The 24,168-nt window shown below is 60.6% G+C and carries 17 protein-coding genes and 1 pseudogene; 10 read left to right on the top strand and 8 right to left on the bottom strand.

Annotated features, from left to right (window positions below; genetic code table 11):
* Positions 1–2 precede the first annotated feature (2 nt).
* A complete protein-coding gene (locus ACK83U_RS14165; protein ID WP_112607777.1) occupies positions 3–578 on the bottom strand; it encodes an NADPH-dependent FMN reductase in 576 nt (191 codons plus the stop codon).
* Positions 579–651: 73 nt separating this feature from the next.
* On the opposite strand from ACK83U_RS14165, the gene soxR reads away from it, so the two are divergent.
* Positions 652–1,116, top strand: coding sequence for a redox-sensitive transcriptional activator SoxR (gene soxR / locus ACK83U_RS14160; RefSeq protein WP_112607775.1), 465 nt, complete (start codon positions 652–654; stop codon positions 1,114–1,116).
* A gap of 110 nt (positions 1,117–1,226) precedes the next feature.
* Here the strand turns inward: soxR and glpD are convergent.
* Positions 1,227–2,737: pseudogene (glpD, locus tag ACK83U_RS14155) on the bottom strand (glycerol-3-phosphate dehydrogenase).
* 114 nt (positions 2,738–2,851) lie between these two features.
* A complete protein-coding gene (locus ACK83U_RS14150) occupies positions 2,852–3,625 on the bottom strand; it encodes a DeoR/GlpR family DNA-binding transcription regulator (RefSeq protein ID WP_112336396.1) in 774 nt (257 codons plus the stop codon).
* Positions 3,626–3,722: 97 nt separating this feature from the next.
* Here ACK83U_RS14150 and ACK83U_RS14145 point away from each other — a divergent pair, with 97 nt between their 5' ends.
* The 9 genes from ACK83U_RS14145 (at position 3,723) to ACK83U_RS14105 (ending at position 14,018) form a co-directional block, all read left to right on the top strand.
* A complete protein-coding gene (locus tag ACK83U_RS14145; protein WP_112607771.1) occupies positions 3,723–4,493 on the top strand; it encodes an SDR family oxidoreductase in 771 nt (256 codons plus the stop codon).
* A 102-nt stretch (positions 4,494–4,595) separates the two neighbouring features.
* The gene (locus ACK83U_RS14140; protein ID WP_112607769.1) at positions 4,596–4,934 is read left to right on the top strand and encodes a metalloregulator ArsR/SmtB family transcription factor; all 339 of its coding nucleotides are present in this window, start codon (positions 4,596–4,598) and stop codon (positions 4,932–4,934) included.
* Between the two features lie 70 nt (positions 4,935–5,004).
* A complete protein-coding gene (locus ACK83U_RS14135) occupies positions 5,005–5,898 on the top strand; it encodes a LysR family transcriptional regulator (RefSeq protein WP_112607767.1) in 894 nt (297 codons plus the stop codon).
* A gap of 163 nt (positions 5,899–6,061) precedes the next feature.
* Positions 6,062–6,541, top strand: coding sequence for a formate dehydrogenase subunit gamma (locus ACK83U_RS14130; RefSeq protein WP_112607765.1), 480 nt, complete (start codon positions 6,062–6,064; stop codon positions 6,539–6,541).
* Complete coding sequence (locus ACK83U_RS14125) at positions 6,538–8,094, top strand: formate dehydrogenase beta subunit (protein ID WP_112607763.1); 1,557 nt, start codon at positions 6,538–6,540, stop codon at positions 8,092–8,094. The genes ACK83U_RS14130 and ACK83U_RS14125 overlap by 4 nt, the downstream gene beginning before the upstream one ends.
* 5 nt (positions 8,095–8,099) lie before the next feature.
* Positions 8,100–10,979, top strand: coding sequence for a formate dehydrogenase subunit alpha (gene fdhF / locus ACK83U_RS14120; protein WP_112607761.1), 2,880 nt, complete (start codon positions 8,100–8,102; stop codon positions 10,977–10,979).
* Between the two features lie 187 nt (positions 10,980–11,166).
* Positions 11,167–11,994 carry a formate dehydrogenase accessory sulfurtransferase FdhD gene (gene fdhD, locus ACK83U_RS14115; RefSeq protein ID WP_112607759.1) on the top strand — a complete coding sequence of 276 codons (828 nt, stop codon included), beginning with the start codon at positions 11,167–11,169 and terminating at the stop codon, positions 11,992–11,994.
* The gene (locus ACK83U_RS14110; protein ID WP_112607757.1) at positions 11,984–12,250 is read left to right on the top strand and encodes a formate dehydrogenase subunit delta; all 267 of its coding nucleotides are present in this window, start codon (positions 11,984–11,986) and stop codon (positions 12,248–12,250) included. Before fdhD ends, ACK83U_RS14110 begins: the two co-directional genes overlap by 11 nt.
* Positions 12,251–12,356: 106 nt before the next feature.
* Positions 12,357–14,018, top strand: a complete 1,662-nt coding sequence (locus tag ACK83U_RS14105; protein WP_112607755.1) for an OFA family MFS transporter — start codon at positions 12,357–12,359, stop codon at positions 14,016–14,018.
* Between the two features lie 73 nt (positions 14,019–14,091).
* Here ACK83U_RS14105 and ACK83U_RS14100 read toward each other — a convergent pair whose 3' ends face one another.
* From ACK83U_RS14100 to ACK83U_RS14080, 5 genes are all read right to left on the bottom strand, one after another.
* Positions 14,092–15,765, bottom strand: coding sequence for a methyl-accepting chemotaxis protein (locus tag ACK83U_RS14100; RefSeq protein WP_112607753.1), 1,674 nt, complete (start codon positions 15,763–15,765; stop codon positions 14,092–14,094).
* A gap of 297 nt (positions 15,766–16,062) precedes the next feature.
* A complete protein-coding gene (locus tag ACK83U_RS14095; RefSeq protein WP_106999223.1) occupies positions 16,063–16,539 on the bottom strand; it encodes a chemotaxis protein CheW in 477 nt (158 codons plus the stop codon).
* 162 nt (positions 16,540–16,701) lie between these two features.
* Positions 16,702–17,637 carry an arginase gene (gene rocF / locus ACK83U_RS14090; RefSeq protein WP_112607751.1) on the bottom strand — a complete coding sequence of 312 codons (936 nt, stop codon included), beginning with the start codon at positions 17,635–17,637 and terminating at the stop codon, positions 16,702–16,704.
* 338 nt (positions 17,638–17,975) lie between these two features.
* Positions 17,976–22,160, bottom strand: coding sequence for a translocation/assembly module TamB domain-containing protein (locus tag ACK83U_RS14085; RefSeq protein ID WP_112607749.1), 4,185 nt, complete (start codon positions 22,158–22,160; stop codon positions 17,976–17,978).
* A 65-nt stretch (positions 22,161–22,225) separates the two neighbouring features.
* Positions 22,226–24,151, bottom strand: a complete 1,926-nt coding sequence (locus tag ACK83U_RS14080) for an autotransporter assembly complex protein TamA (protein WP_112607747.1) — start codon at positions 24,149–24,151, stop codon at positions 22,226–22,228.
* Positions 24,152–24,168: the final 17 nt, after the last annotated feature.

Here is a 24,168-nt window from a genome sequence, read left to right as displayed (position 1 = left end):
GATCAGGCGGCAACGGAGCGGTAGGGGCGCGTGACGCGAGCTGGCTTTAAGGCGTTGCTCCACCATGTCAGCCGCGCAATCATGAGAACAAGGGATTTTCTGGCATCGAGCGGGTTTTCGAGCGCGCCATCCTCGGCAAATCTGCCCCAGGGATTGGCGAAGCTTACCGTATCGCGCACCGTGACCGTGTGCAGTTCGGCAAAGACGAGCCGCAACTGTTCCACCGCGCGCAGGCCGCCGGAGATGCCGCCATAGGAGACGAAGGCGACGGGTTTGCCATGCCAGGGCTCATAGACGAGATCGAGCACCAATTTCAGTGAGGCGGTGAAACTGTGATTGTATTCGGGCGTGACGATAATGAAGGCATCGGCATCCGAAAGCCGCTCCGATAAAGCTCCGACGCCGGGATGCTCACGATTATGCGCGAAAGGCAGATCGAATTCGAGAGGATCGATCAGATCGATGTCTATAAGCGGATAATGCGCCAATTCGCGGGCGACCCATTTGACCACCCGGTCGCATAGCCGACCCGGACGCGTGCTGCCGTAGATGATCGCCAGCCGGGTTCTTTCTGTCATGTCTTGCTCCTGCTTTACGCGGTTCGGAGCCAGGGTTATAAAACCTCAAGTAAAGTTGAGGTCAATAGCGAAAATGGGAAAAATCGATCCGGCTCAATTTCCGAAGCTGCTGACGGTCGGCGAGGTGGCTGCACGCAGCGGCGTGGCTGTATCGGCCTTGCATTTCTATGAAGCGAAAGGCCTGATCGAGAGCCATCGCAGCAGCGGCAATCAGCGGCGCTATCCTCGCGAAGTGCTGCGGCGAGTCTCCGTCATCAAGGTGGCCCAACGCGTTGGTATTCCGCTTGCCGAGGTTCAGGCGGCTCTTCAATCGCTGCCGCAGGGTCGCACGCCGACAGCATCGGACTGGAAGGCGCTTTCGGAGCTATGGAAGGATAATCTCGACGCCCGCATCAAGCGCCTGCAGGGACTTCGCGATCAGCTGGACAGCTGTATCGGCTGCGGCTGCCTTTCGCTCGATAGCTGTCCCTTGCGCAATCCCTGGGATCAGCTTTCCGAAGAAGGCGCAGGCCCGCGGCTGCTCGATCCCGGAGAGTGAATTGGCCGCTTAGAGCAATTCCAGGAAAAGTGCGCAGCGGTTTTCCGTCCGGAATTGCGTGAAAACAAAGAGATAGAGCGGCTCAGAGATTCCGTGAAAAACTGAACCGCTCAGGCGTGGACGTGGTTCTCTGCCATATAGCTGTCGAGCGCTGCGGCTTCTTCCTTCGAGAGGTAGAGGCCCTTCTTGGAACGGCGCCATAGGATATCTGTTGCGCTATAGGCCCATTCCTGTTCGATCAGATATCGTACTTCCGCCTCATAGAGATCGCTTCCGAAACACCGGCCGAGATCGGCGATCGTCTTGGCGTTGCCCAGGATCATGGTAGCGCGCGTGCCGTAGCGGCGGATGAGCCGGCGGGCATGCGGATCGGCAAGGAAGGGGTAACGCGACTTGAGCTTAGTGACTTCGGCCTCATAGCCGCGAACCGGAAAATCGCCGCCGGGGAGCGAGCTGCCGGCAGTCCAGGGTTTACCCTTGAGGCCGATGGCTTCGCTGATCTTTTCCAGCGCATGTTCGCCAAGGCGGCGATAAGTGGTGAGCTTGCCGCCGAAGACGTTGAGCAGCGGCGCCTGGCCTTCTTCTCCCTCGACCTTGAGAACGTAGTCGCGCGTGGCTTCCTGCGCTTTCGATGCGCCATCGTCATAGAGCGGGCGCACGGCCGAATAGGTCCAGACGATATCCTCGGGCCGGACAGGCTCTTTGAAATATTCGCTGGCGGCATTCAGAGATAGGTGGTTTCCCCCTCGGTGATTTTCACATCTTTCGGATCGTCCTTGTAGTCGCGATCCGTGGTGCCGATCAGCGTGAAATCCTGCTCGTAGGGAATGGCGAAGATGATGCGGTTGTCCGGGTTCTGGAAGAAATAGGCGCGCGGGTCATCGAACTTCTTGCGCACGACGATATGGCTGCCCTGAACGAGACGGACATTGTGTACCTGGTTCTTGCCGAACGTACCGGACAGCACCTGATCGACCCAGGGACCCGCTGCATTGACCAGCATGCGGGCGCGAAACTGACGCTTCTCGCCGCTGATCGTATTTTCCGTTTCGATCGCCCAGACCGCGCCTTCGCGCCGGGCGGAGACCACCTTCGTCCGCGGCATGATCGTCGCGCCGCGGTCGGCTGCGTCGCGGGCATTCAATACGACCATGCGGGCATCGTCGACCCAGCCGTCGGAATATTCGAAAGCTTTGGTGAAGAGCGCCTTCAGCGGCTTGCCCGCAGGATCCTTCTTCATGTCCAGCGTCGCGGTCGGGGGCAGCAGCTTTCGTCCGCCGAGGTGATCGTAGAGGAAAAGGCCAAGGCGGATCAGCCAGGCCGGACGGATGCCGCCCTTATGGTAAGGCAGGACGAAACGCATCGGCCAGATGATGTGCGGCGCCATGGCCCAGAGCACTTCGCGCTCCATCAGCGATTCGCGCACGAGACGGAATTCATAATGTTCGAGGTAGCGCAGGCCGCCATGAATGAGCTTTGTGGCGCCTGACGACGTGCCGGAGGCGAAGTCGTTCATCTCGGCAAGCGCGACCTTGTAGCCGCGCCCGGTGGCGTCGCGGGCGATGCCGCAGCCATTAATGCCGCCGCCGATAACGAAAATGTCGTAGACCTGCTCGCTCACCCGCCCCTCCGCAAAGGTCAGCCATCCCCTGAAGATGGAAAATCGAAACTAATCCATCTAAAGCGAAACAGATACGAATGTCAAACGAACGTTTCTTGACGGAAAGTGCGCGGGTCAGGCCGATCTGCGAGCGGTTTCAACGAGATGGACGTCATGTTCCGCTGCGATGGAGCGCACGGATTCGATACTGCATTCGTCGGTGACGAAGGTGTGGACTTGCGAGAGATGACCAATGCGAACCGGGGCGGTTCGTTCGAACTTGGTGCTGTCGGCAACGAGAATGACGTGCCGGGCATTGGCGATGATGGCCTGTGCCACTTTCACTTCGCGAAAGTCGAAATCCAGGAGTGCGCCGTCGGGATCGATCGCCGAGGCGCCGATGACGGCATAATCCACCTTGAACTGCTTGATGAAATCGACGGCGGCCTCGCCGACGATGCCACCATCCGAACCGCGAACGACGCCGCCGGAAATGACGACTTCGATGGAGGGGAAAATACGCAACTTATTGGCAACGTTGATGTTATTGGTAATGACCATCAGCTCGTGGTGGCCAAGAAGCGCCTCTCCGACGGCTTCCGTCGTCGTGCCAATATTGATGAAAAGCGAGCTATTGTTGGGGATCAGGCTTGCTGCGGCACGGCCGATCGCCTGCTTTTCGGGTGCGGCAATAGACCGTCGCGCCTCATATTTCACGTTCTCGGTTCCGCCGGGAAAGATTGCGCCGCCATGCACGCGCGATAAAACGCGGCCGTCGCAGAGATCGTTCAGATCCTTGCGGATGGTTTGCGGCGTGACCGAGAAGCGCAACGCCAGCTCCTCGACGAGTACTCGTCCTTCCGCCTTGGCAATGTCGAGAATCTCGGTCTGACGTCCGGATAGGAACATGGTTTTCGCTCCCTTTCTTTCGTTTTTTCGTCATCATATGATAAAGTGAAAATTCCGCAATTACTGACGCGCGAATTGTGCGATTTGGGAGGATTTCGTGTTTCATCCGAAGCTATTCGAAAATCGCAATGTCGTGGTCACCGGCGCCGGCCGCGGCATCGGGCTGGAGGTCGCGCGGCAGTTTCTCGATTGCGGCGCCCATGTCCTTGTCCATATCGGCCGTGATACCGGGCGCGATTTGCCTGACTTCCTGATGGAGGCAGAGGCCGACCGTCGCGCCTTCCTGATTGCCGGTGACTTCGCAGCCGGCAATGGCACGCGCGATTTCGTCAGCGCTGCCGGGGAGCGCTTCGACCGCGTCGATGTGCTGGTCAACAATGCCGGCACCATGGTCGGGCGATTTCCTGCCGGCGAACTGACCGACGAGCAATACGAGCAGATCGTTCATCTCAATCAGACTTCCGTCATGGAAGTGACGAGAGGGCTGTTGCCGCTGCTGCGGGGAGCCGGGCAGGCGGCAATCGTCAACACTGTTTCGATTTCGGCGCTGACCGGCGGCAGCCCAGGATCGGCGATTTATTCCGCTTCGAAGGCCTTTGTCGCGACCTACTCGAAAGGGTTGGCGCGCGAATTGGCGCCTGACGGTATCCGGGTGAATTGTGTCTCCCCCGGCACGATAGCGACCGATTTTCATGAGCGTTATTCATCGAGAGAGAAGCTGGAGCAGACGCGCAAATCGATCCCGCTTCAGCGCCTGGGCACGCCCGAAGATTGCGCGCCCGCCTATCTCTTTCTCGCAGCACCCCTGCTTTCCGGCTACATCACCGGGCAGGTAATCGAGATCAACGGCGGGCAGCTTATCTGCTGATAAAACGGACCTTTTTTGGTTTTCCATGACTTTTCTCAATCAGCTTCTGATTTGATAATATTATAAGCATACATCCGGGGATTTCTTACTAGAGGCTGTTATATGTCGTCGTCTCTACCGCAGGGCGGTGCAGCGGAGCGTGAGGTTGAGGAAATGACCGACAGGGCGCGAAAGTCGAGCGCCCTGCTGAAAGCACTATCGCATGAGACACGCCTCGCAATTCTCTTTATGCTTGCCAAGCACGAGAAAACGGTGATGGAGCTCGAGGCTCTTCTTGACCTGCCGCAGGCTGTCGTGTCGCAGCATTTGGCGCGTCTTCGCCTCGATAAGCTCGTCGATACGCGCCGCGAAGGGCGGCTCATCCACTATGCCGTCGCGCGCTCGGAAATCTGCGCCGTGGTCGATTCGCTGCAGAAGGCATTCTGTCAGCGCGAATGTTGAAGTCCGAAGCAGCCTTGCATGTTGCGTTCACTGGGCTGTCGGTCTAACCCTTTCACTTCGGGAGAGCGGGATGATCGACAAGCTGGAATTCTTCATCGCGCTGGCGAATCAGAAGCATTTCGGGCGCGCGGCCGAGGAATGCGGGGTGACGCAGCCGACCTTGTCGGCGGCGATCCGCCAGCTGGAGGACCAGCTCGGCGTGATGCTTGTTAGCCGTGGTTCGCGCTTTCAGGGTCTGACGCCCGAGGGGCAGCGCGTGCTGGAATGGGCGCGCCGCATCGTCGGCGACAGCCGCACGATGCGCGAGGAGATGCGGGCTGCGCGCAAGGGCCTTGCCGGCCATATCCGCATTGCTGCCATTCCGACGGCGCTTGCCATGGTGCAGAAAATCACCACGCCTTTCCAGGAAAGACATCCCGACGTCACGTTCTCCATTTTATCGCGCAATTCGCTGCAGGTTCTGAGCCTGCTTGAAAATCTCGAGATCGATGCCGGCATCACCTATCTGGAAAACGAGCCGCTCGGCCGTGTTACCAGCGTGCCGCTCTATGCCGAGCGCTATCACCTCATCACCGCGGCAGGCAGCCCGTTTTCCGAGCGCGAGACGGTGACCTGGAAGGAAGTCGGCGATCTTCGGCTTTGTCTATTGACTGCCGACATGCAGAACCGGCGCATCATCAATCGGCATCTTGCCGAGGCGGGCGCGACCGCCAAGCCGACGCTGGAATCCAATTCGATGATCGTGCTGTTTTCGCATGTGCAGACCGGTCGTTGGGCGAGCATTATGCCGAAGAATATTGCCGATTCCTTCGGTTTTCCGGCGGATATTCATAAGATCCCGATCACGGAGCCTGACGCCGAGCATCTTGTCGGCCTGGTCGCTACCCACCGCGAACCCTTTACGCCACTCGTCTCTGCCTTGTTGCATGAGGCGAGATTGCTCGCAGAAGAGAACGGGAATTGATAGAAAATTTCTATCGGGTGACGGGACTGCCTTATTGATCCTTTGCCGTCTCCCTGCGAGCTTATCTTCATGGCGTGTCGATCGCGCGCCAGGAGGAAATGCCGCATAGGTCTTTTCTGAAGATTCGCCTTCGATCTTCGGAGCTATGCGCGGGAGGCTGCTAATGAGTTTGAATCAGGCTGCGGGCGATGTCGCGACCCGCGCCGGCACCATCATCGATAGCATGAAATCGATGGAGGGGCCGCTTTTGCCGATCCTGCACGGGATTCAAGATGAATTCGGCTATGTGCCGCAGGATACGCTGCCGCTGATCGCCAAAGCTTTGAACCTTTCGCGCGCCGAAGTGCACGGCGTCATGACTTTCTATCATGACTACCGCGACCATCCCACGGGTCGTCATGTCCTGAAGCTCTGTCGTGCCGAAGCCTGTCAGTCGATGGGCGGCGATGAGATTGCCGATCGCATCAAGCGGCTGCTTGGCATTGATTTCCATCAGACCACGCTCGATGGTAGTGTCACGCTGGAACCGGTCTACTGTCTCGGGCTTTGCGCCTGCGCTCCGGCTGCGATGCTCGACGGCGAACTCTATGGCCGCCTCGACGATGAGGGCGCGGACGACCTCGTGAAGGACGCGCGCCAATGACGCTCACCATCTATATTCCCCGCGATGCCGCCGCCCTTTCGCTCGGTGCGGAGAAAGTGGCGAAATCGGTCGCGCAGGAAATCGCCAAACGCGGCCTCGATGCGCGCATCGTGCGCAACGGCTCGCGCGGCATGTTCTGGCTTGAGCCCCTGGTCGAAGTCGAGATCGGCGGCAAGCGCATCGGCTATGGACCGGTGAAGGCTAAGGATGTTCCCGCACTCTTCGACGCCGGGCTCGCCGAAGGCGGCGAGCATCCGCTCTGTCTTGGGGAGGTCGAAAGCCTCCCATTCCTGAAAGAGCAGACCCGCCTAACCTTTGCCCGCTGTGGCATTACCGACCCGCTTTCGCTTGAGGATTATGAGGCTCATGGCGGCCTGAAAGGCCTGCGTCGTGCCATCAGCATGGCGGCTGGCGATATCGTCAAGGAAGTCACCGATTCCGGCCTGCGCGGCCGTGGCGGTGCGGGCTTCCCGACCGGCATCAAATGGAAGACGGTGCTGGATGCGCCGGGCGATCGCAAATATATCGTCTGCAACGCCGACGAAGGCGACAGCGGCACTTTCGCCGACCGGATGATCATGGAGGGCGACCCCTTCGTGCTGATCGAAGGTATGGCGATCGCGGGGCTGGCGACCGGCGCGACCAAGGGCTTCGTCTATACGCGCTCGGAATATCCGCACGCTATCGCGGCCATGACGGAAGCGGTCGAAATTGCGCGCAAGGCCGGCATTCTCGGCGCTTCGGTGCTCGGTTCCGGCAAAGCCTTTGACATGGAAATCCGCACCGGTGCGGGCGCCTATGTCTGCGGCGAGGAGACGGCGCTGCTGAACAGCCTCGAAGGCAAGCGCGGCATCGTGCGCGCCAAGCCGCCGCTGCCGGCGCATAAGGGCCTGTTCAACTGCCCCACAGTCATCAACAACGTGATCTCGCTCGCCTCGGTCCCCGTCATCATGGACAAGGGTGCTGCCTTCTACCGCGATTTCGGCATGGGCCGGTCGCGCGGCACGATCCCGCTGCAGATCGCCGGCAACGTCAAGCATGGCGGTCTCTATGAGACAGCCTTCGGCCTTTCGCTCGGCGATATCGTCGACAGGATCGGCGGCGGCACGGCGACGGGGCGGCCGGTCAAGGCGGTGCAGGTGGGTGGCCCGCTTGGCGCCTATTTCCCGCGCGCACAGTTCGACACGCCGTTCGACTATGAAGCCTTTGCAGCCAGGGACGGCCTGATCGGTCATGCCGGCATCGTCGTTTTCGACGATACCGCCGACATGCTGAAGCAGGCGCGGTTCGCGATGGAATTCTGCGCAGTCGAAAGCTGCGGCAAGTGCACGCCCTGCCGCATCGGCTCGACACGCGGCGTCGAGACGGCCGACAAGATCGCTAGAGGAATCGAGCCCGAGAGGAACCGGGTGCTGCTTGCCGATCTCTGCAACACGATGAAGTTCGGTTCGCTTTGCGCGCTCGGCGGCTTCACGCCCTATCCCGTGATGAGCGCGATGACCCATTTCCCGGAGGATTTTTCTCCGGCTCCCTTGATTGAAGCGGCGGAGTAAGATCCATGTCCCTCGTTCCAGAAATCGATTACGGCACGCCGGCCTCCACCTCCGAAACCATGGTGACGCTGACCATCGACGGCCGCCAGATCACGGTGCCCGAGGGCACCTCGATCATGCGTGCTTCGATGGAGGCAGGCATTCAGGTCCCGAAGCTCTGCGCCACCGACATGGTCGATGCCTTTGGCTCCTGCCGCCTCTGTCTCGTCGAGATCGAAGGCCGTAACGGCACGCCGGCCTCATGCACGACGCCGGTTGCCCCCGGCCTTGTCGTTCACACGCAGACGGGCCGACTGAAGGATATCCGCCGCGGCGTGATGGAACTCTATATTTCCGACCATCCGCTCGACTGTCTGACCTGCGCTGCCAATGGCGATTGCGAGCTGCAGGATATGGCGGGCGCCGTCGGTCTGCGCGACGTGCGCTACGGCTATGAGGGCGACAATCACGTCAAGGCGCACAACAACGGCGACATTAATCTGAAATGGATGCCGAAAGACGAGTCCAACCCCTATTTCACCTATGATCCGTCGAAGTGCATCGTCTGCTCACGCTGCGTGCGAGCCTGCGAGGAAGTGCAGGGTACTTTCGCTCTGACCATCGAGGGCCGTGGCTTCGGCTCGCGCGTTTCACCCGGAATGCATGAGAGTTTCATCGACTCGGAATGCGTTTCCTGCGGCGCCTGCGTGCAGGCCTGCCCGACGGCGACGCTGACCGAAAAGTCTGTCATATCGATCGGCCAGCCGGAGCACTCGGTCGTCACCACCTGTGCCTATTGCGGCGTCGGCTGTTCCTTCAAGGCGGAAATGCGCGGCGAGGAGCTGGTGCGCATGGTGCCGTGGAAAGACGGCCAGGCCAATCGTGGTCATTCCTGCGTCAAGGGCCGCTTCGCCTATGGCTATTCAACCCATAAGGACCGCATCCTCAACCCGATGATCCGCGAGAAGGTTACGGATCCCTGGCGGGAGGTGACCTGGGACGAGGCCTTTGCGCATATCGCCACCGAGTTCAAGCGGCTGCAATATCAGTATGGCCGCGATTCCATCGGCGGCATCACCTCCTCGCGCTGCACCAATGAGGAAACCTATCTGGTGCAGAAGCTGGTGCGCGCCGGCTTCGGCAACAACAATGTCGATACCTGCGCCCGCGTCTGCCATTCTCCCACCGGCTACGGCCTCGGCCAGGCCTTCGGCACCTCGGCCGGCACGCAGAATTTCGACAGCGTCGAGCATTCTGATGTCGTCATCGTCATTGGCGCCAATCCGACGGATGGTCACCCGGTCTTCGGCTCGCGGCTGAAGAAGCGGCTGCGCCAGGGCGCCAAGCTCATCGTCATCGACCCGCGCCGCATCGATCTGGTGCGCACGCCGCATGTCGAGGCGAGCTATCACCTGCCGCTGAAGCCCGGCACCAACGTCGCCGTAATGACGGCACTGGCGCACGTGATCGTCACCGAAGGCCTGTTCGACGAGAAGTTCATCCGCGAACGCTGCGACTGGTCCGAATTCGAGGACTGGGCCGCCTTCGTTTCCGAGCCGCAACACAGCCCGGAGGAAACGGAAAAATACACGGGCGTTTCTCCCGAACTCGTACGCGAAGCCGCTCGTCTCTTTGCCAAGGGCGGCAACGGCGCGATCTATTACGGCCTCGGCGTCACCGAGCACAGCCAGGGCTCGACCACCGTCATGGCGATCGCCAATCTCGCCATGGTCACCGGCAATATCGGCCGTCCGGGCGTGGGCGTGAACCCGCTGCGCGGCCAGAACAATGTGCAGGGCTCCTGCGATATGGGCTCCTTCCCGCACGAGCTGCCGGGCTATCGCCACATCTCCGACGATGCGACCCGCGACATCTTCGAAAAGCTCTGGGGCGTGAAGCTCAACAATGAGCCCGGCCTGCGCATTCCGAACATGCTTGATGCCGCGGTCGATGGCACGTTCAAGGGCATCTACATCCAGGGCGAGGATATCCTTCAGTCCGACCCGGATACCAAGCATGTTGCCGCCGGCCTTGCCGCGATGGAATGTGTCGTCGTTCACGACCTCTTCCTGAACGAGACGGCCAACTACGCGCATGTTTTCCTACCCGGCTCGACTTTCCTCGAAAAGGACGGCACCTTCACCAATGCCGAGCGCCGCATCAATCGCGTTCGCAAGGTCATGACCCCGCGCAACGGCTATGCCGACTGGGAAGTGACGCAGAAGATGGCGCAGGCCATGGGTCTCGGATGGAACTATAGCCATCCGTCCGAAATCATGGACGAGATCGCCGCAACAACGCCGAGCTTCGCGCTCGTCTCCTACGACTATCTGGAAAAGATGGGCTCGGTGCAGTGGCCCTGCAATGAGAAGACGCCGCTCGGCTCGCCGATCATGCATGTCGATGGCTTCGTGCGCGGCAAGGGCAAGTTCATCCGCACGGAATATGTCCCGACCGACGAGCGCACCGGTCCACGTTTCCCGCTGCTGCTCACCACCGGGCGCATTCTCAGCCAGTACAATGTCGGCGCCCAGACGCGGCGTACCGAGAATGTCGTCTGGCACGCCGAGGATCGCCTGGAAATCCATCCGCACGATGCGGAACAGCGCGGCATCCGCGAGGGCGACTGGATCCGGCTCAGCAGCCGCTCCGGCGACACCACGCTCAGAGCCTTGATCACCGATCGCGTCGCTCCCGGCGTCGTCTACACGACCTTCCATCATCCGGATACGCAGGCGAACGTCATCACCACCGATTACACCGACTGGGCGACGAACTGCCCGGAATACAAGGTGACGGCCGTGCAGGTCTCGCCGTCAAACGGCCCGTCGCAGTGGCAGGTCGAGTATGATGAGCAGGCCCGGCAGTCGCGGCGTATCGTCGGGAAGATGGAGGCTGCGGAGTGACGATGCATGCGTTTTCCCCTTCTCCCCTTGGGGAGAAGGTGCCCGGAGGGCGGATGAGGGGGACTCTCCGCGCGAGGGGAGCTGCTCTTCATTTGCGCTCGAGATACGCGGAGCTATCGCTCCTTGCCCCCCTCATCCGACGCTGCGCGCTACCTTCTCCCCGTTGGGGAGAAGGGAAGGCTATCCAATGACCAAATTCACCCCCACCACCACCGTTCCCGAAACCGCCCGCCGCAACGGCCTGGTCCGCTCGGGCTCTCGCATCGTCCCCGAGGAAGTGCCGATCGCATTTTCCTATGGCGGCACGTCACATGCGGTGATGATGGGCACACCTGCCGATATCGAGGATTTCGGCGTCGGCTTCAGCCTCACCGAGGGCATCATCACCGATATAAGTGAGATCGCCGCGATCGAGCCGATCGAAGACGAGCAGGGGATCGATGTGCAGATCGCTCTGGTCGACGATGTGGCCGACGCACTGCGGCTGCGCCGCCGCCATATGGCAGGCCCCGTCGGCTGCGGCCTCTGCGGCATCGAATCGATCGAGCAGGCGGTGCGTAAGGTACCGGATGTCTCGAACGTTGCTTTAAAGTTGACGCAAAAGGACATCGTCCGCGCGGTCGCGCTGCTTAACGATGCGCAGCCGCTGCATCGCGAGACGCATGCTGTGCATGGTGCGGGCTTCTATATCCCGTCCGAGGGGCTGCTTGCCGTGCGCGAGGATGTCGGAAGGCACAATGCGCTTGACAAGCTCTGCGGTGCCGTGATCCGTTCCGACCATAAGGGCGCGGAAGGTGTGGTCGCCGTCACCAGCCGCCTGTCCGTCGAGATGGTGCAGAAGGCGGCGATACTGGGCAGTTCCGTGCTGGTTGCCATCTCCGCGCCGACGGCGCTCGCCATTCGCACGGCCGAGGAGGCCGGCATGACGCTGGTGGCGCTGGTGCGCGGCGACGATTTCGAGATTTTCACCCATCCGCATCGCATTATTACGGGGAGCATCGCCGATGTCGCCTGAGGAAACGCCGCACGGCAAGACCGAAACCAAGCTCATCTATATGGCGAACCAGATCGCCACCTTCTTCAAGACGCAGCCGGCAAATGAAGCCGCACAGGGTGTTGCCACCCACATCAACAAATTCTGGGAGCCGCGCATGCGGCGCCAGCTTTTCACGATCATCGATCAAGGAGACAGCGGGCTCAGCCCTTTGGTCTTGGAAGCAGCCTCGCTGATCCACAGACCCGCGCCGCCGGAAGAAATTAAGCCGGCTTAATACTAGCACTGATGATGCATTGGGATGGAGAGAGGAGACTCCATCCTCGAATCCGAGTCCTGCGGAGGGGAGAATGCGGGGTATTTGAAGCAAGGAGGAGTTGTTCATGACGGCTGCGGATACGAATATTTCTCAAGGAACGGCAACGGCGGGTCTGCTCGATCGCGAGCGCATTATCGCCAAGCCGGGCTTCAACCGGTGGCTCGTGCCGCCGGCGGCTTTGGCGATCCATCTCTGCATCGGCATGGCCTATGGCTTCAGTGTGTTCTGGCTGCCGCTCTCCAAGGCGCTCGGCACCCCGGCGCCGGCTCCGGCGGAATGCGCAAACCTCAATCTTTTGACCGCCCTGTTCACCACGAGCTGCGATTGGCGCGTCAGCGATCTCGGCTGGATCTATACGCTCTTCTTCGTGTTGCTCGGCTCTTCCGCCGCCATCTGGGGTGGGTGGCTCGAGAAAGCGGGGCCGCGCAAGGCCGGCGTGGTTGCTGCCTGCTGCTGGTGCGGCGGTATCCTGATTGCGGCGATCGGCGTTATCTTTCACCAGCTCTGGATCATGTGGATCGGCGCCGGCGTCATCGGCGGTATCGGGCTTGGTCTCGGCTATATTTCGCCTGTGTCGACCCTGATCAAATGGTTTCCCGACCGGCGCGGCATGGCGACCGGCATGGCCATCATGGGCTTCGGCGGAGGCGCGATGATCGGCGCGCCGCTCGCGAGCCTGCTGATGAACCACTTTCGCATGGATGGCTCCGCCGGTGTCTGGCAGACCTTCATCGTCATGGCAGCGATCTATTTCGTTTTCATGATGGGCGGCGCCTTCGGCTATCGTTTGCCGCCGGCCGGCTGGTGTCCTGAGGGCTGGACGGCCCCTGCCGCCAAGAGCTCGATGATCACGACAAAGCATGTGCATCTTCGCAATGCCCACAAAACCCCGCAGTTCTGGCTGATCTGGGCGGTATTGTGTCTCAACGTCTCGGCCGGTATCGGCGTTATCGGCATGGCCTCCCCGATGCTGCAGGAAATCTTCGGTGGCGCATTGATCGGCCTGCCGGACCTGAAATTCGCCGATCTCAGCAAGGACCAGATCGCGGCGGTGGCGGCCATCGCCGCCGGTTTTGCCGGTCTGCTGTCACTCTTCAACATCGGCGGGCGCTTCTTCTGGGCGTCGCTGTCCGACAAGATCGGCCGCAAGAACACTTATTATTGTTTCTTCGTGATCGGCATTGCACTCTATGTCCTGGCTCCCTGGGCGGCAGGCATTCATAGCAAGGTGCTGTTCGTGGGCGCGCTCTGCATCATCCTGTCGATGTATGGCGGCGGTTTCGCGACCGTTCCCGCCTATCTCGCCGATATATTCGGTACGCAATTCGTCGGCGCGATCCATGGCCGGCTGCTGACGGCATGGGCGACGGCCGGGATCATCGGGCCTGTCGTGGTCAACTATATCCGCGAGGCGCAGAAGGCAGCGGGCGTGGAAGGCGCACAGCTTTACACCTTCACCATGTATATTCTTGCGGTCATGCTGGCTCTGGGCTTGATTGCCAATTCGCTGGTCAAGCCGCTCTCGGACAAATGGTTCATGTCGGATGAAGAGGTCGCCGCGCTGCAGGCGAAGACCGCTGCTGCCAATGCTGGGCCTACCGGCTCTTTCGGCATCGGCACGGGTGGGTTTGATGGCAAGGCGCTGATTGCCTGGGCGCTTGTCGGTATTCCGCTCCTCTGGGGTGTCTGGGTGACGATCAAGAGCACCTACGCTCTGTTCGGCTAAACGACCCTCTAAATGACCAAAAAGCCGCTCCGAAATTCGAGGCGGCTTCTTGATTTTCAGCAGGGCTTTACGATCAGGCGACGCGGCGGACGACCATATGGCGGATCATCGAGTCCGCGAGGCGGAATTGCGCAAGCAGCGTATGCAGCGCGTCCGCCTCATTGGCGAGCCTGAGGCTTGCGGCGGTGCTCTCTTCGACCATCGCAGCATTCTGCTGGGTGGTCTGATCCAGCGAATTGATCGCCGAATTGATTTCCCGAAGGCCGATCGTCTGTTCCTTCGACGCCTTCACGATGGCAGCGACGTTGGTGTTGATGTCGGCAACCTGGGTGACGATCTGTTCCAGCGCCTTGCCCGTTTGGCCGACCAGGCCGACACCGTTCCTGACGTGCTCGCTCGATGTCGTGATCAGCGCCTTGATCTCCTTGGCGGCGCTGGCCGAGCGTTGTGCCAGTTCGCGCACTTCCTGTGCAACAACGGCGAAGCCCTTACCGGCCTCGCCGGCACGTGCGGCCTCGACACCGGCATTCAGCGCCAGCAGGTTGGTCTGGAAAGCGATATCGTCGATGACGCCGATGATGTTGGTGATCTCACGCGAGGATTTCTCGATCTGATCCATGGCGGCGACGGCGTTGCGGACTACCGTGCCGGATTCTTCGGCGCCGCGTTTGGTTTCGGCAACGAGACGCCCGGCTTCTTCCGCACGCTGGCTGGAATCGGCGACCGTGGTGGTGATCTCTTCCAGGGCTGCGGCCGTCTCTTCCACCGAGGCGGCCTGCTGCTCCGTGCGTCTTGAGAAGGCTTCTGCCGAGTCGCCAAGCTCGCGCGAGCCGGCGGCAATGGCGCTGGCATTGTGACCGACGGTGGTGAGCGTCTGGGAAAGCTTGTCGATCGTCGCGTTGAAGTCGTGGCGAAGCTGCTCCATGGAAGGCACGAAAGAGCGTTCGAGCGTTTTCGTCAGATCGCCTTCCGAGAGGCTGCGGAGTGCGCCGGCGAGTTCGCTGATGGCGCTCATGCGGGAGGTGACATCCGTCGCGAATTTCACGACTTTGTAGACTTTGCCATCAGCGTCGACGATGGGGTTATAGGCCGCCTGGATCCAGATTTCCTTGCCGCCCTTGCCGTAGCGGACGAATTCGTTGGCGATGAACTCGCCCTGCGCCAGGCGCTGCCAGAAGCGCTTGTATTCCTCGGTGCGGGCATGGGCAGGGTCGCAGAAAATGCTGTGATGCTTGCCGACGATCTCGCTGGGCGCATAGCCCATGGCGCTGCAGAAATTCTCGTTCGCGGTCAGGATTTCGCCGGTCGGCAGGAATTCGATGACGGCCTGTGAGCGCGAGAGCGCCGCAAGCTTGCCCGCGTCATCGATCGCCTTCTTCTTGGCGTCGGTGACATCGACGGCGAATTTTACGACTTTAACCGGCTTACCATTGCGGAAGACAGGGTTGTAGGAAGCCTGTATCCAGACTTCGCGATTGCCCTTGGCAAGACGCTTGTAGGTGCCGGCATCATATTCGCCACTGCCGAGACGCGCCCAGAAATCATGATAGGCCGGGGTTGCGATATAGGTGGGATCACAGAACATCCGGTGATGGTTTCCGACGATTTCCTTCAGCTCATAGCCCAGCGTGCGGCAGAAATTCTCGTTTGCCGTCAGAACCTTACCCTCGAGATCGAACTCGATGATGGCCTGCGATTTGGACATGGCGGACAGAATGCGGCTGGCATCCGATGATAGACTGAACATTCCTATTCCCTCCTAGAAAGCTCGCGCCTGCCGAGCGTCGATTGAATGACATCGAAGCGGACGACTGTGCTCGCCGAGACGCCTCCGGGAGGCGTTCCGCACGGAATGGCCGGAATGTAGAGATTGTATTTTCTTTCCTCGCTTCACAATCGATGATGGAGTTTCCTCCTTTAATTTTGAGTAAAAATTAGCTTATTAGAAATTACAATTTAAATAAAAAATAATTAGCTAAAATTATGAGGAAATAAAAAACCGCCGCGGAGAGCGACGGTTCTTTGGAAAGACTACGCTGCGAAGTTAAGCGGCGAGCTCGTCTGTTTCGTTTTCCTTGAACATCTTGGCGAGGTTCAGGAAGCAGATCATTCCGTTCTCCGTGGCGATGATGCCTTCGCAATAGGCGCGATCGAAGGAGGCGGTTACTTCCGGAACCGGCTGTACCTGACTGGAGGCGATCGTCAGGATATCGGAGACGCGGTCGACCAGCATGCCGATGACCATGCTATGCACTTCGGCGACAACGATGGCGCTACGCTCGTTGGCGACCGTGCTCTGCATGCCGAGCTTGTAGGCAAGGTCGATGATCGGGATCACCGAGCCGCGCAGGTTCATGACGCCGATGACATCGGCCGGCGCATGCGGGATCGGCGTCGATGGCGCCCAGCCGCGAATTTCGCGGATCGTGGTGGTTTTGACGCAGAATTCCTGATCATGCAGCCGGAAGGCAATGATCTCCAGAGTTTCGCCGCTAAAGCTGGTGGAATTGATCGTGGCCATGAACGCTCTTCCCATTGAACCGTCACGCCCAATTCGACGTGTTATTGGCACGATAGAGCAAGAACATTGCTTAAACCTAAATCTATGCAAGCAGTTTCGACTGGATAGTCTTACGCGGTATGATGTCGGGAAGGAGTAGCCCCGGAAAGGAATGGAGCCCCTTTAAGCGGCTCGTGTCGGGCGGTCGAAGATGCGCCGGCCGAAGAGGCTTGCCGCCATTTCCACGAGAACACGGGCGCTCTTGCCGCGATCGTCGAGGAACGGGTTGAGCTCCACGAGATCAAGCGATGAGACGAGGTTGCTGTCGGAGAGCATTTCCATGATGAGATGCGCTTCGCGATAGGTCGCGCCGCCCGGCACGGTGGTTCCGACACCCGGCGCGATATCCGGATCGAGGAAGTCGACATCGAAGCTGACATGCAGCAGGCCGTTGGCGTCGCCGACGGTATCGAGCACCTTGCGCATGATGGCGGCGACGCCTTGCTCATCGAGGGAGCGCATGTCGAAGACGTTGACGCCGTGTTCGCGGATTTCCTCACGTTCACGCGGATCGACGGAGCGGATACCGACCTGGAAGACCTTCGTCGGATCGACCAGCGGCCGCCCGGCCGGCAGAACGCCCTCGATCTCGGCTTCGCCGCAGAAGAATGCAACGGGCATGCCGTGAATATTGCCTGAGGGCGAGGTAGCGGGGGAATTGAAATCAGAGTGAGCGTCGAGCCAGAGCACGAAGAGGGGGCGACCAACTTCCGCCGCGTGGCGGGCCATGCCGGAGACGCTGCCCATGGAAAGGCTGTGGTCGCCGCCCAGGATCAGCGGGAAGCCGCCGGACGATGCGACTTCGTAGACCTTCGCCTCCAGTGCGCGCGTGAAGGCGCCGACGATCTTCAAATTGTGAGCGTGGGGATGGTCGGGCAGGTCCGCTGCTGGAACAGGATGCAGGTCGCCGCTATCCGTGACGCGATGGCCAAGTTCGGTCAGCGTGGTTTCGATGCCGGCGATGCGGAGCGCCGTCGGACCCATGCCGGCGCCGCGGCGACCGGATCCTTCTTCCAGGGGAACGCCGATCAGGGTAACGGGAGTGGATTGCGTATTCATCGGCATTGCTCCGAGGGTTAGAGCGATTCCGGAAAAGCCAGCAGCGGCTTTTGCCTGGAAAAGCGTAAAAACAACGACATAGATGAGATCGGGTCCATGAAGGGCCGACCGGCCTGAATTATGTTGGCGCGCATTATCAATTGTCTGGATGACAGCAAAAAGATGGAAAATTGTCCAGAATCAACCGGCTTTCGACAGATTGATCAATCCAATTGCGCAGAATGATAAGCCAGTGGACAATCTTCATGCGAGCTCGCGCTACGCAACAGGGTGCATATCTCTGCTTCATCCGCGACGAGGTGCTCGACGATAGCCTGTTCTCGCGGAAGAGGTGTTCCTCAGTATTCATGCTCGTAGACGACGCCCGCTTCCCCGGCGCCGTCAGATCCCGCCGCGCCGCGCAGCTTCACGCCGCGACCTACATTGAAATTGATGATGGCCTTGGTGTTGTTTGAGGCGCCCTGCTGCAACTCGATATAGGTGCGCTTGTTGATGTACTTGCCGGCGCCTACCTGTGCCTGGCCGTTCGCATCCGTCGAGATATCGAGATCATCGACGCCGAGATGGCTGCGCAACCCCTCGAACAGCGACGTGGAGCGTCCGCCGGCAAGCTGGCTGGCGGCATCGGCGAGCTGGGCGATCTGCATGGCGGAAAGTTTCGACATGGATTGACCGAAGATCAGCTGCGCCAGAACCTCGTCCTGCGGCAAAGCCGGAGAAGACGAGAAGCCGATCTGCGGGTCGGTCGCCAGGCCGGTGACATCGACCGTTATGGTGGTGGAGCCTGCCGTCGACGTCGCTTCCATGTTGAGCGCTGGCGTCAGGTCGCCGCCGAAGGTGATCTTGCTGGTATCGGTGAAATCCAGCCGACGGCTCAAGATGGTCAGGCGTCCACGCCGCATGGTGAAGCCGCCGGATACCACAGGTTCGGCTGCCGTGCCGCGAACTGTGATGTTGCCGCCGAGTTCGGCATCGATGCCGCGGCCACGAACGAAGATCTGCGAGGGGGCATCGAGCTGCAGGTCAATGCCGAGAGTCGTCGATTTGCTGCGGGGCGCCTCCGGCTTCTGATCCTTGAACTGGGCCTTGACCGCAGCCGGAGCATTCTTGTGCTTGATGTTGATCTCCGACAGCGATGCCGGCAGCTTTTGCGGCACGGTGATGGACGCCTTGCTGATCCGGAGATTGCCCGTCAGCATCGGCGCGGTCATCAGCGGTCCCTTGATGCCGAGCGTGCCGTTGACCGTTGCGGTGACGAGGGTTCCATCGACATAGGTCGCGTTGTTGAACTTCATCTGGATATCGGCAGGGAAACCGCTATCCGGAGCAATGCCGACCGTACCGCTGCCGGAAATGCTGCCGCCGCTGGTGAGGTTGCCGCTCAGCCGCGAGATGACCGCCTGTCTGCCGTCGAGCGTAACGGTCACGGCAAGGCCGTTGAGCGTCAGGTTTCGCCGTACATCGACCAGCTTGGCGCTGTCGGTGGTGATCGAGCCGGTAATGGCGGGTGCCGCCGTCGTGCCGCCGATCTGCATGTCGATCTTGGCGGTGCCTGTCATGACGAGGCCCTGGGCGGCCAGCTGGCCTGCCAAGGCGTCGAACGGCAGATTACCGGAAAACCTCAGCGCCATCGCCTTGTTGCCAGTAATGGCGATAGTGCCGCCGCCATTCAGCGCCAGGCCGCTTTGGCCGGTCAGGTTGGTATTGATGGTCACGATATTGTCGGCAAATTTTCCGTCGGCCTTGATGCCGAGTGCGGCAAGGCCTGCGGATTTCGTCTGGCTCGTCGCCGCTCCCGACCAGTTGGTCTGGAAGATGACGGAGGGCGAGGCGGCCTTGCCGGTGACCGCCACCGTGCCCGAAATCACGCCCTCCGCCGCAAGCGTTGGCGCAAAGACATTGGCAAGGCTCGCCGGCAGGTTGGCGATCTTCGCATTGATGTTCAGGGCCTGCCCGGCGGTGCCATCAATAATCACCGAACCGCCACCGGTCTGGAGGGTCAGGCCATTCAGCGAGGCGATGCCGTCCTTGATGACGATCTTTGTTGGCGATGCAAGCTTCACCGGTATCGTGCGGGGTGCGCCTGCAAACGAGTCGAGGTTTATCGTCGTCTGGCCGCCAGCCGTCTCAACGCTGCCGCGTGTTGTCAGCGGCGCGTTGTCATAGGCCGATTTCAGATCGAAATCCGTGCGGCTGCCCTGCTGAGTAAAGGTCAGGTTGAGATCGGCTATGCGGTTGGCGCCGGAGGCGATGGCGTCGGCGCGGATACTTCCGTTGGCGGAGAAGGCCTTGAGATCGTCGACGGCAAGCGCTACGGCCGGCTTGCTGATGACGAGATCGTCGCGGCGGATACCATTACCATTGGCGTTGACCTTCAGGCCGGTCTTGCCGTTGGCGCTGGCGATATCGAGCGAGCCCTTGAGGTCGCCCTCGGCCTTTTGGCCGGCAAGGGCGGCCAAAAGGCTGAGATCCGGGAGGTCGAAGGTCAATGCACCCGTTGGCTCGAAGCTCGGCGACAAATCCAGCTTGCCCTGCAGCTTGTTGGTGCCGATTTCGGCTGCCAGCGACGGGATGCTTGTGCGGCCATCCTTGGAAACGGCGTCGGCGGTGATATGGATCGGCTTGCCATCGATTGCGCCGCTTGCCTGAACCTTTGCTTGCGGAGCTTTGGGGTCGGCGGTACCGGTCACGCCGATATCGAGCGTATCGAGCAGCCGTCCCGCCAGCTTGACATTAACGGCCTTGACGGTCGCGTCGATATCAAGCGCAGAGAGGGGACCCTTGGCCTTGAGACCGATATCGGCCTGTCCCTGCGCATTCGGGACGAGCTTGGAAAGGTCGAGCACTTTGCCGAATAGATCCGATGTCAGCGATTGGTCGTTGAGCGCGACATTGCCGTTGATCTCGGCGATATTGGATTTCACCGCAAGATTGGAGAGCGTCATCTTGGTCGGCACAGTGCCGGCGACCTGGCCTTCCAGGGAGATCGTGCCTTCGAACTTATTCGAGACACCATCCGGCAGAACGCCTGGCAGGGCAAAGAGCTTGAAATTGCCCGTGAGCGCCTTTGACGACAGCGTATATTTGCCGTTGACGGTGCCGCCGATGCTGGCGCTTTCCAATGTTGTATTGTTGAAGCCGATCGTATCGGGCGAGAGCTGAAGCGGCGCAGTCAGGGCAATCGGCGCGCGGATCAGGCGATTGAGGTCGGGGCTCACGAAGGCTGTCTGGCCGACAACCAGGCGAAGCTGCAGCGGGCCGGACATGGCGGTGAGATTGAAGGCATCGCTGCGGGCACCGAGATTGATCTGTCCGATGTTGCCTTGCGGCGTGCTGGCGCTGTCAAGTGCGGCCTTGGCATCGATTTTCACCGATTGCGCCGCACCCGTCAGTGCGATGTCAACCCGCGAGATCAGGGCGCGGGCCTCGCCGTTTTCCATCGGCCAGCGGAAGTCGACAGGACCGGAAGTGCCGATCAGATTGGCATTGAGGCTGTTGTTGCCGGCGGGATCTAGCGTGCCCGATGCAGCAAGCACGGCGCTGCCTGTGGCGAGGTTGCCGGTCTGGATATCGATCTTACCCTTGCCGTCAAAGGCCGCCGAAAGATCGATTGTCGTCTGGCCGGCAAAGAGCGCACGCAGGGTCGGCGGCAGGAGCGAATCGACATCGCCGCCGCCCTTGACGTCGATATGATGCAGGCCGTCGGCCGAGAGGCTGTGGTGGCCGGTGATGGCGACTGTCGGCTTACCGTCGAGTGCCGCCTGCAGCTTGCCAGCCCAGTTGGAGAGGGGGCCGTCGCCGGAAAGGTCGATGTTGACGGCGGGTCCGCCCGGCAGGTGCAGCAACCCGGCCAGCATGCCGTCGCGCGGCTCGGAAATCTGCGTTTTCAGTTTCAGCTGATTGTCGGCCGGAGCAAAGGCGATATCGGCGGAAAGCTTGGCATCGGGCACATCGTGCCTGAAGGCATTGAGTGTCAGACCCATACTACTGCTGTTTGCCTTGACGCTGCCGTCGGCGGCGAGAACGAAGTCCTGTCCGGCAACGGCCTGTCCGATGCGAAGATCAGGCAGGGCGATAGCCCCGATATCGATGGCGATGGGCAGGGAGAAACCGCTGGAGCTTGCCGGCTCGGTTGCCGGTGCAGGCGCGGCCGTCGAAACCGGCAGTCGTTCGAAATCGACGACATCGGCTGCGACGCGATCGGCATGGAAGGTGCCGGTCAGCAAGGACAGCGGAGACCAGTCGATGGCAAGGTTCTGCACCTTGGCATAGGGGCCTTTCGTGTCGGACACAGTGATCGAACCGACCCTCAGATTGCCGTTCAACAGTCCTGAAGGCGCGGCGATCGCGATGGTGCGATCCGGCGTCGAGGCGATCTTCGCCATCTGATCGACGGCGTAGCCGGTTGCGGAGGGTACCAGGCCGATGACGAGCACAGCCGCAATCGCGAGCAAGAGGATTGCCACGACCGCATAGGCGATCCAGCGCACCAGTTTCCCGAGAATTCGAATCAATATGCTCATGAAAGCGACAGTAACCTCAACTTTGTAACCGTGTGCTGAAAGGCCCGCGACAACTATACAGTCCGTCAGAAGGCCTGGCCGATGCCGGCATAGATGCCATAAGATGTGCCATTGTCATATTTCTTCAACGGCACGGCAACATCGAGCCTGATCGGGCCGAAGGGCGTAGCGTAGCGCAAGCCCACGCCCGCACCAATGCGCAGGTCGGACCCGTCGGGCAAGACACTGTCGGTGACGCTGCCCATATCGACGAAGGGTACGACACCGATCGTATCGGTGATCTTTACCCGCGCTTCGAAGGAGGCGGTCACGTAGGAGCGCCCGCCGGTTTCGTCACCGTGCGAGTTATAGGGCGAGATTTCCTGATAGCTGTAACCGCGCACCGAGCCGCCGCCACCGGCATAGAAACGCCGGGTGGCGGGAATGTCCTCAATGCTGTTCGCACCCAGCAGCGAGCCCGCAGCCAGCTTGCCGGCGAAGACCACGTTGTTGTTGGCGCCTATGCCCTTGTAACCGGTGATCGAGCCCTCGAAGGAGCTGAAAACCGTGCCGCCCATTGCCTCATAGCTCGGCTTGGCGCTGATGGAGGCGCGAAAGCCTTCCGTGGGGTCCAGCTTGTTGTCACGCGTGTCCCGGACGTATTCGAGCGGGATCGCCACCGTCAGGTAATTATGTTTTCCGAAAGCATCGGTAGTATCGGATTCATAGGAAACCTCGCCGCCGGCGGATACCGTATCCTGATCGTTGATTTCATAGGCGAGTCCGCCGCTCGCCGTGGCGGTATTGGCGTCGTAGGCGTCCGGATGCAGGCTTTGCATCTTGAGGCCGGCCGTGAAGGTCGCGGAAGGATAGAAGGTCGCCGGCCTGACATAGGTAATGCCGGCGGTGTAGTCGAGTTGACCGACATCCGTGGTCTCGCCGATGCGCGATACCGACCCTTCGATGCGTAGCGAATCCGCGCGTCCGGTCAGATTGCGGTGCCCCCAATAGCCCTGCAGGCCGAAGCCGTCGATGGTGGAATATTGTGCGCCGACACCGAAGAAGCGCTGCTTGCCTTCCGACACCTCGATGGTCGTCGGAATGCTGCCATCCGGCGCCAGCTTGTCGGCCTCGCGGATGGTGACGCTGGAAAAGACGCCGAGCTTTCTCAGGCGATCCGATGCCTTCTTCAACTCGTCGGGCGAGTAGGGCTTGCCTTCGTTGATGCGGGCATAGCGCTTGATGAAATCCGGATCGACCGTCTTCTGGCCGGTGACGCCGACATTGCCGAAGGGAGCGACGGGACCGCTTTCAACCTTCAGCGATACGTCGACGGTATTGGTCGAATGATCGGCGACGACATCGCGCTTGTCCAGCTTGGCGAGCGGATGACCTTCGTTCTTGAAGTCGGCGACCATCTTGTCGCCTGCCTTCAGAATGGTCAGCGAGCTGGCATCGCCGCCGCGCACGAGGCCATAATTGGCCGGGTCCAGCCTGGCGGCGTCGCCGAGCAGGTTGATCTTGCCAAGTTTGAAGACCGGGCCGGGATCGACGCCGATCGTGACGACAACGGGCTTGGCGCGGCTGAAGGTCGGTGTCGGCGGCAAGGCATCGAGGGGGGTGCCGTTGATGGTGATGGTGACCACGCCGCCGTAGCGGGCCTTCTCGTAAAGTGTGGCTATCAGGCGATCGCGGTCGTCACGCGCCTTCACGACGACGCCGAGGTCGCCGGAGACCGGCTTGTCCTTGTCGGAAATCAGCATCGAGCTGTCGTTCAACGCTTCCTTCAGATCCTTGTCGAGATTGCCGGCCTGGAAATCGACCGTGTAGCGGACAGGATCGGACACCTGATCCGCCGTTTCGTCTTCGCCCCAGAGCTTGATGCCGAAGAGCTTGAATGCAAAGGCGTTTCCGGCGCACACCGGACCGAGCGCAAGGGCTGCCGCAACCGCTGCCACGGTTCCTGCCTGCCGATACGCAATACTCTTTCTCGGTTCAGTTCTTTTATGCATACGCCGCTTTACGGTTA

It is taken from the genome of Rhizobium sp. WW22, from assembly GCF_047041135.1.
GTDB lineage: Bacteria > Pseudomonadota > Alphaproteobacteria > Rhizobiales > Rhizobiaceae > Rhizobium.
Note: the sequence above shows the minus strand (reverse complement) of the source record. Positions and strands in the feature narration are given on the sequence as shown.

Excerpts from the sequence above, each read along its gene's own strand:
- ACK83U_RS14095 (WP_106999223.1), bottom strand. The coding sequence starts at position 16,539 with ATGGCCACGATCAATTCCACCAGCTTTAGCGGCGAAACTCTGGAGATC.
- ACK83U_RS14165 (WP_112607777.1), bottom strand. The coding sequence starts at position 578 with ATGACAGAAAGAACCCGGCTGGCGATCATCTACGGCAGCACGCGTCCG.
- ACK83U_RS14105 (WP_112607755.1), top strand. The coding sequence starts at position 12,357 with ATGACGGCTGCGGATACGAATATTTCTCAAGGAACGGCAACGGCGGGT.
- soxR (WP_112607775.1), top strand. The coding sequence starts at position 652 with ATGGGAAAAATCGATCCGGCTCAATTTCCGAAGCTGCTGACGGTCGGC.
- ACK83U_RS14110 (WP_112607757.1), top strand. The coding sequence starts at position 11,984 with ATGTCGCCTGAGGAAACGCCGCACGGCAAGACCGAAACCAAGCTCATC.
- fdhD (WP_112607759.1), top strand. The coding sequence starts at position 11,167 with ATGACCAAATTCACCCCCACCACCACCGTTCCCGAAACCGCCCGCCGC.
- ACK83U_RS14150 (WP_112336396.1), bottom strand. The coding sequence starts at position 3,625 with ATGTTCCTATCCGGACGTCAGACCGAGATTCTCGACATTGCCAAGGCG.
- ACK83U_RS14130 (WP_112607765.1), top strand. The coding sequence starts at position 6,062 with ATGAGTTTGAATCAGGCTGCGGGCGATGTCGCGACCCGCGCCGGCACC.
- ACK83U_RS14135 (WP_112607767.1), top strand. The coding sequence starts at position 5,005 with ATGATCGACAAGCTGGAATTCTTCATCGCGCTGGCGAATCAGAAGCAT.
- ACK83U_RS14085 (WP_112607749.1), bottom strand. The coding sequence starts at position 22,160 with ATGAGCATATTGATTCGAATTCTCGGGAAACTGGTGCGCTGGATCGCC.
- ACK83U_RS14140 (WP_112607769.1), top strand. The coding sequence starts at position 4,596 with ATGTCGTCGTCTCTACCGCAGGGCGGTGCAGCGGAGCGTGAGGTTGAG.
- fdhF (WP_112607761.1), top strand. The coding sequence starts at position 8,100 with ATGTCCCTCGTTCCAGAAATCGATTACGGCACGCCGGCCTCCACCTCC.
- ACK83U_RS14100 (WP_112607753.1), bottom strand. The coding sequence starts at position 15,765 with ATGTTCAGTCTATCATCGGATGCCAGCCGCATTCTGTCCGCCATGTCC.
- ACK83U_RS14125 (WP_112607763.1), top strand. The coding sequence starts at position 6,538 with ATGACGCTCACCATCTATATTCCCCGCGATGCCGCCGCCCTTTCGCTC.
- rocF (WP_112607751.1), bottom strand. The coding sequence starts at position 17,637 with ATGAATACGCAATCCACTCCCGTTACCCTGATCGGCGTTCCCCTGGAA.
- ACK83U_RS14080 (WP_112607747.1), bottom strand. The coding sequence starts at position 24,151 with ATGCATAAAAGAACTGAACCGAGAAAGAGTATTGCGTATCGGCAGGCA.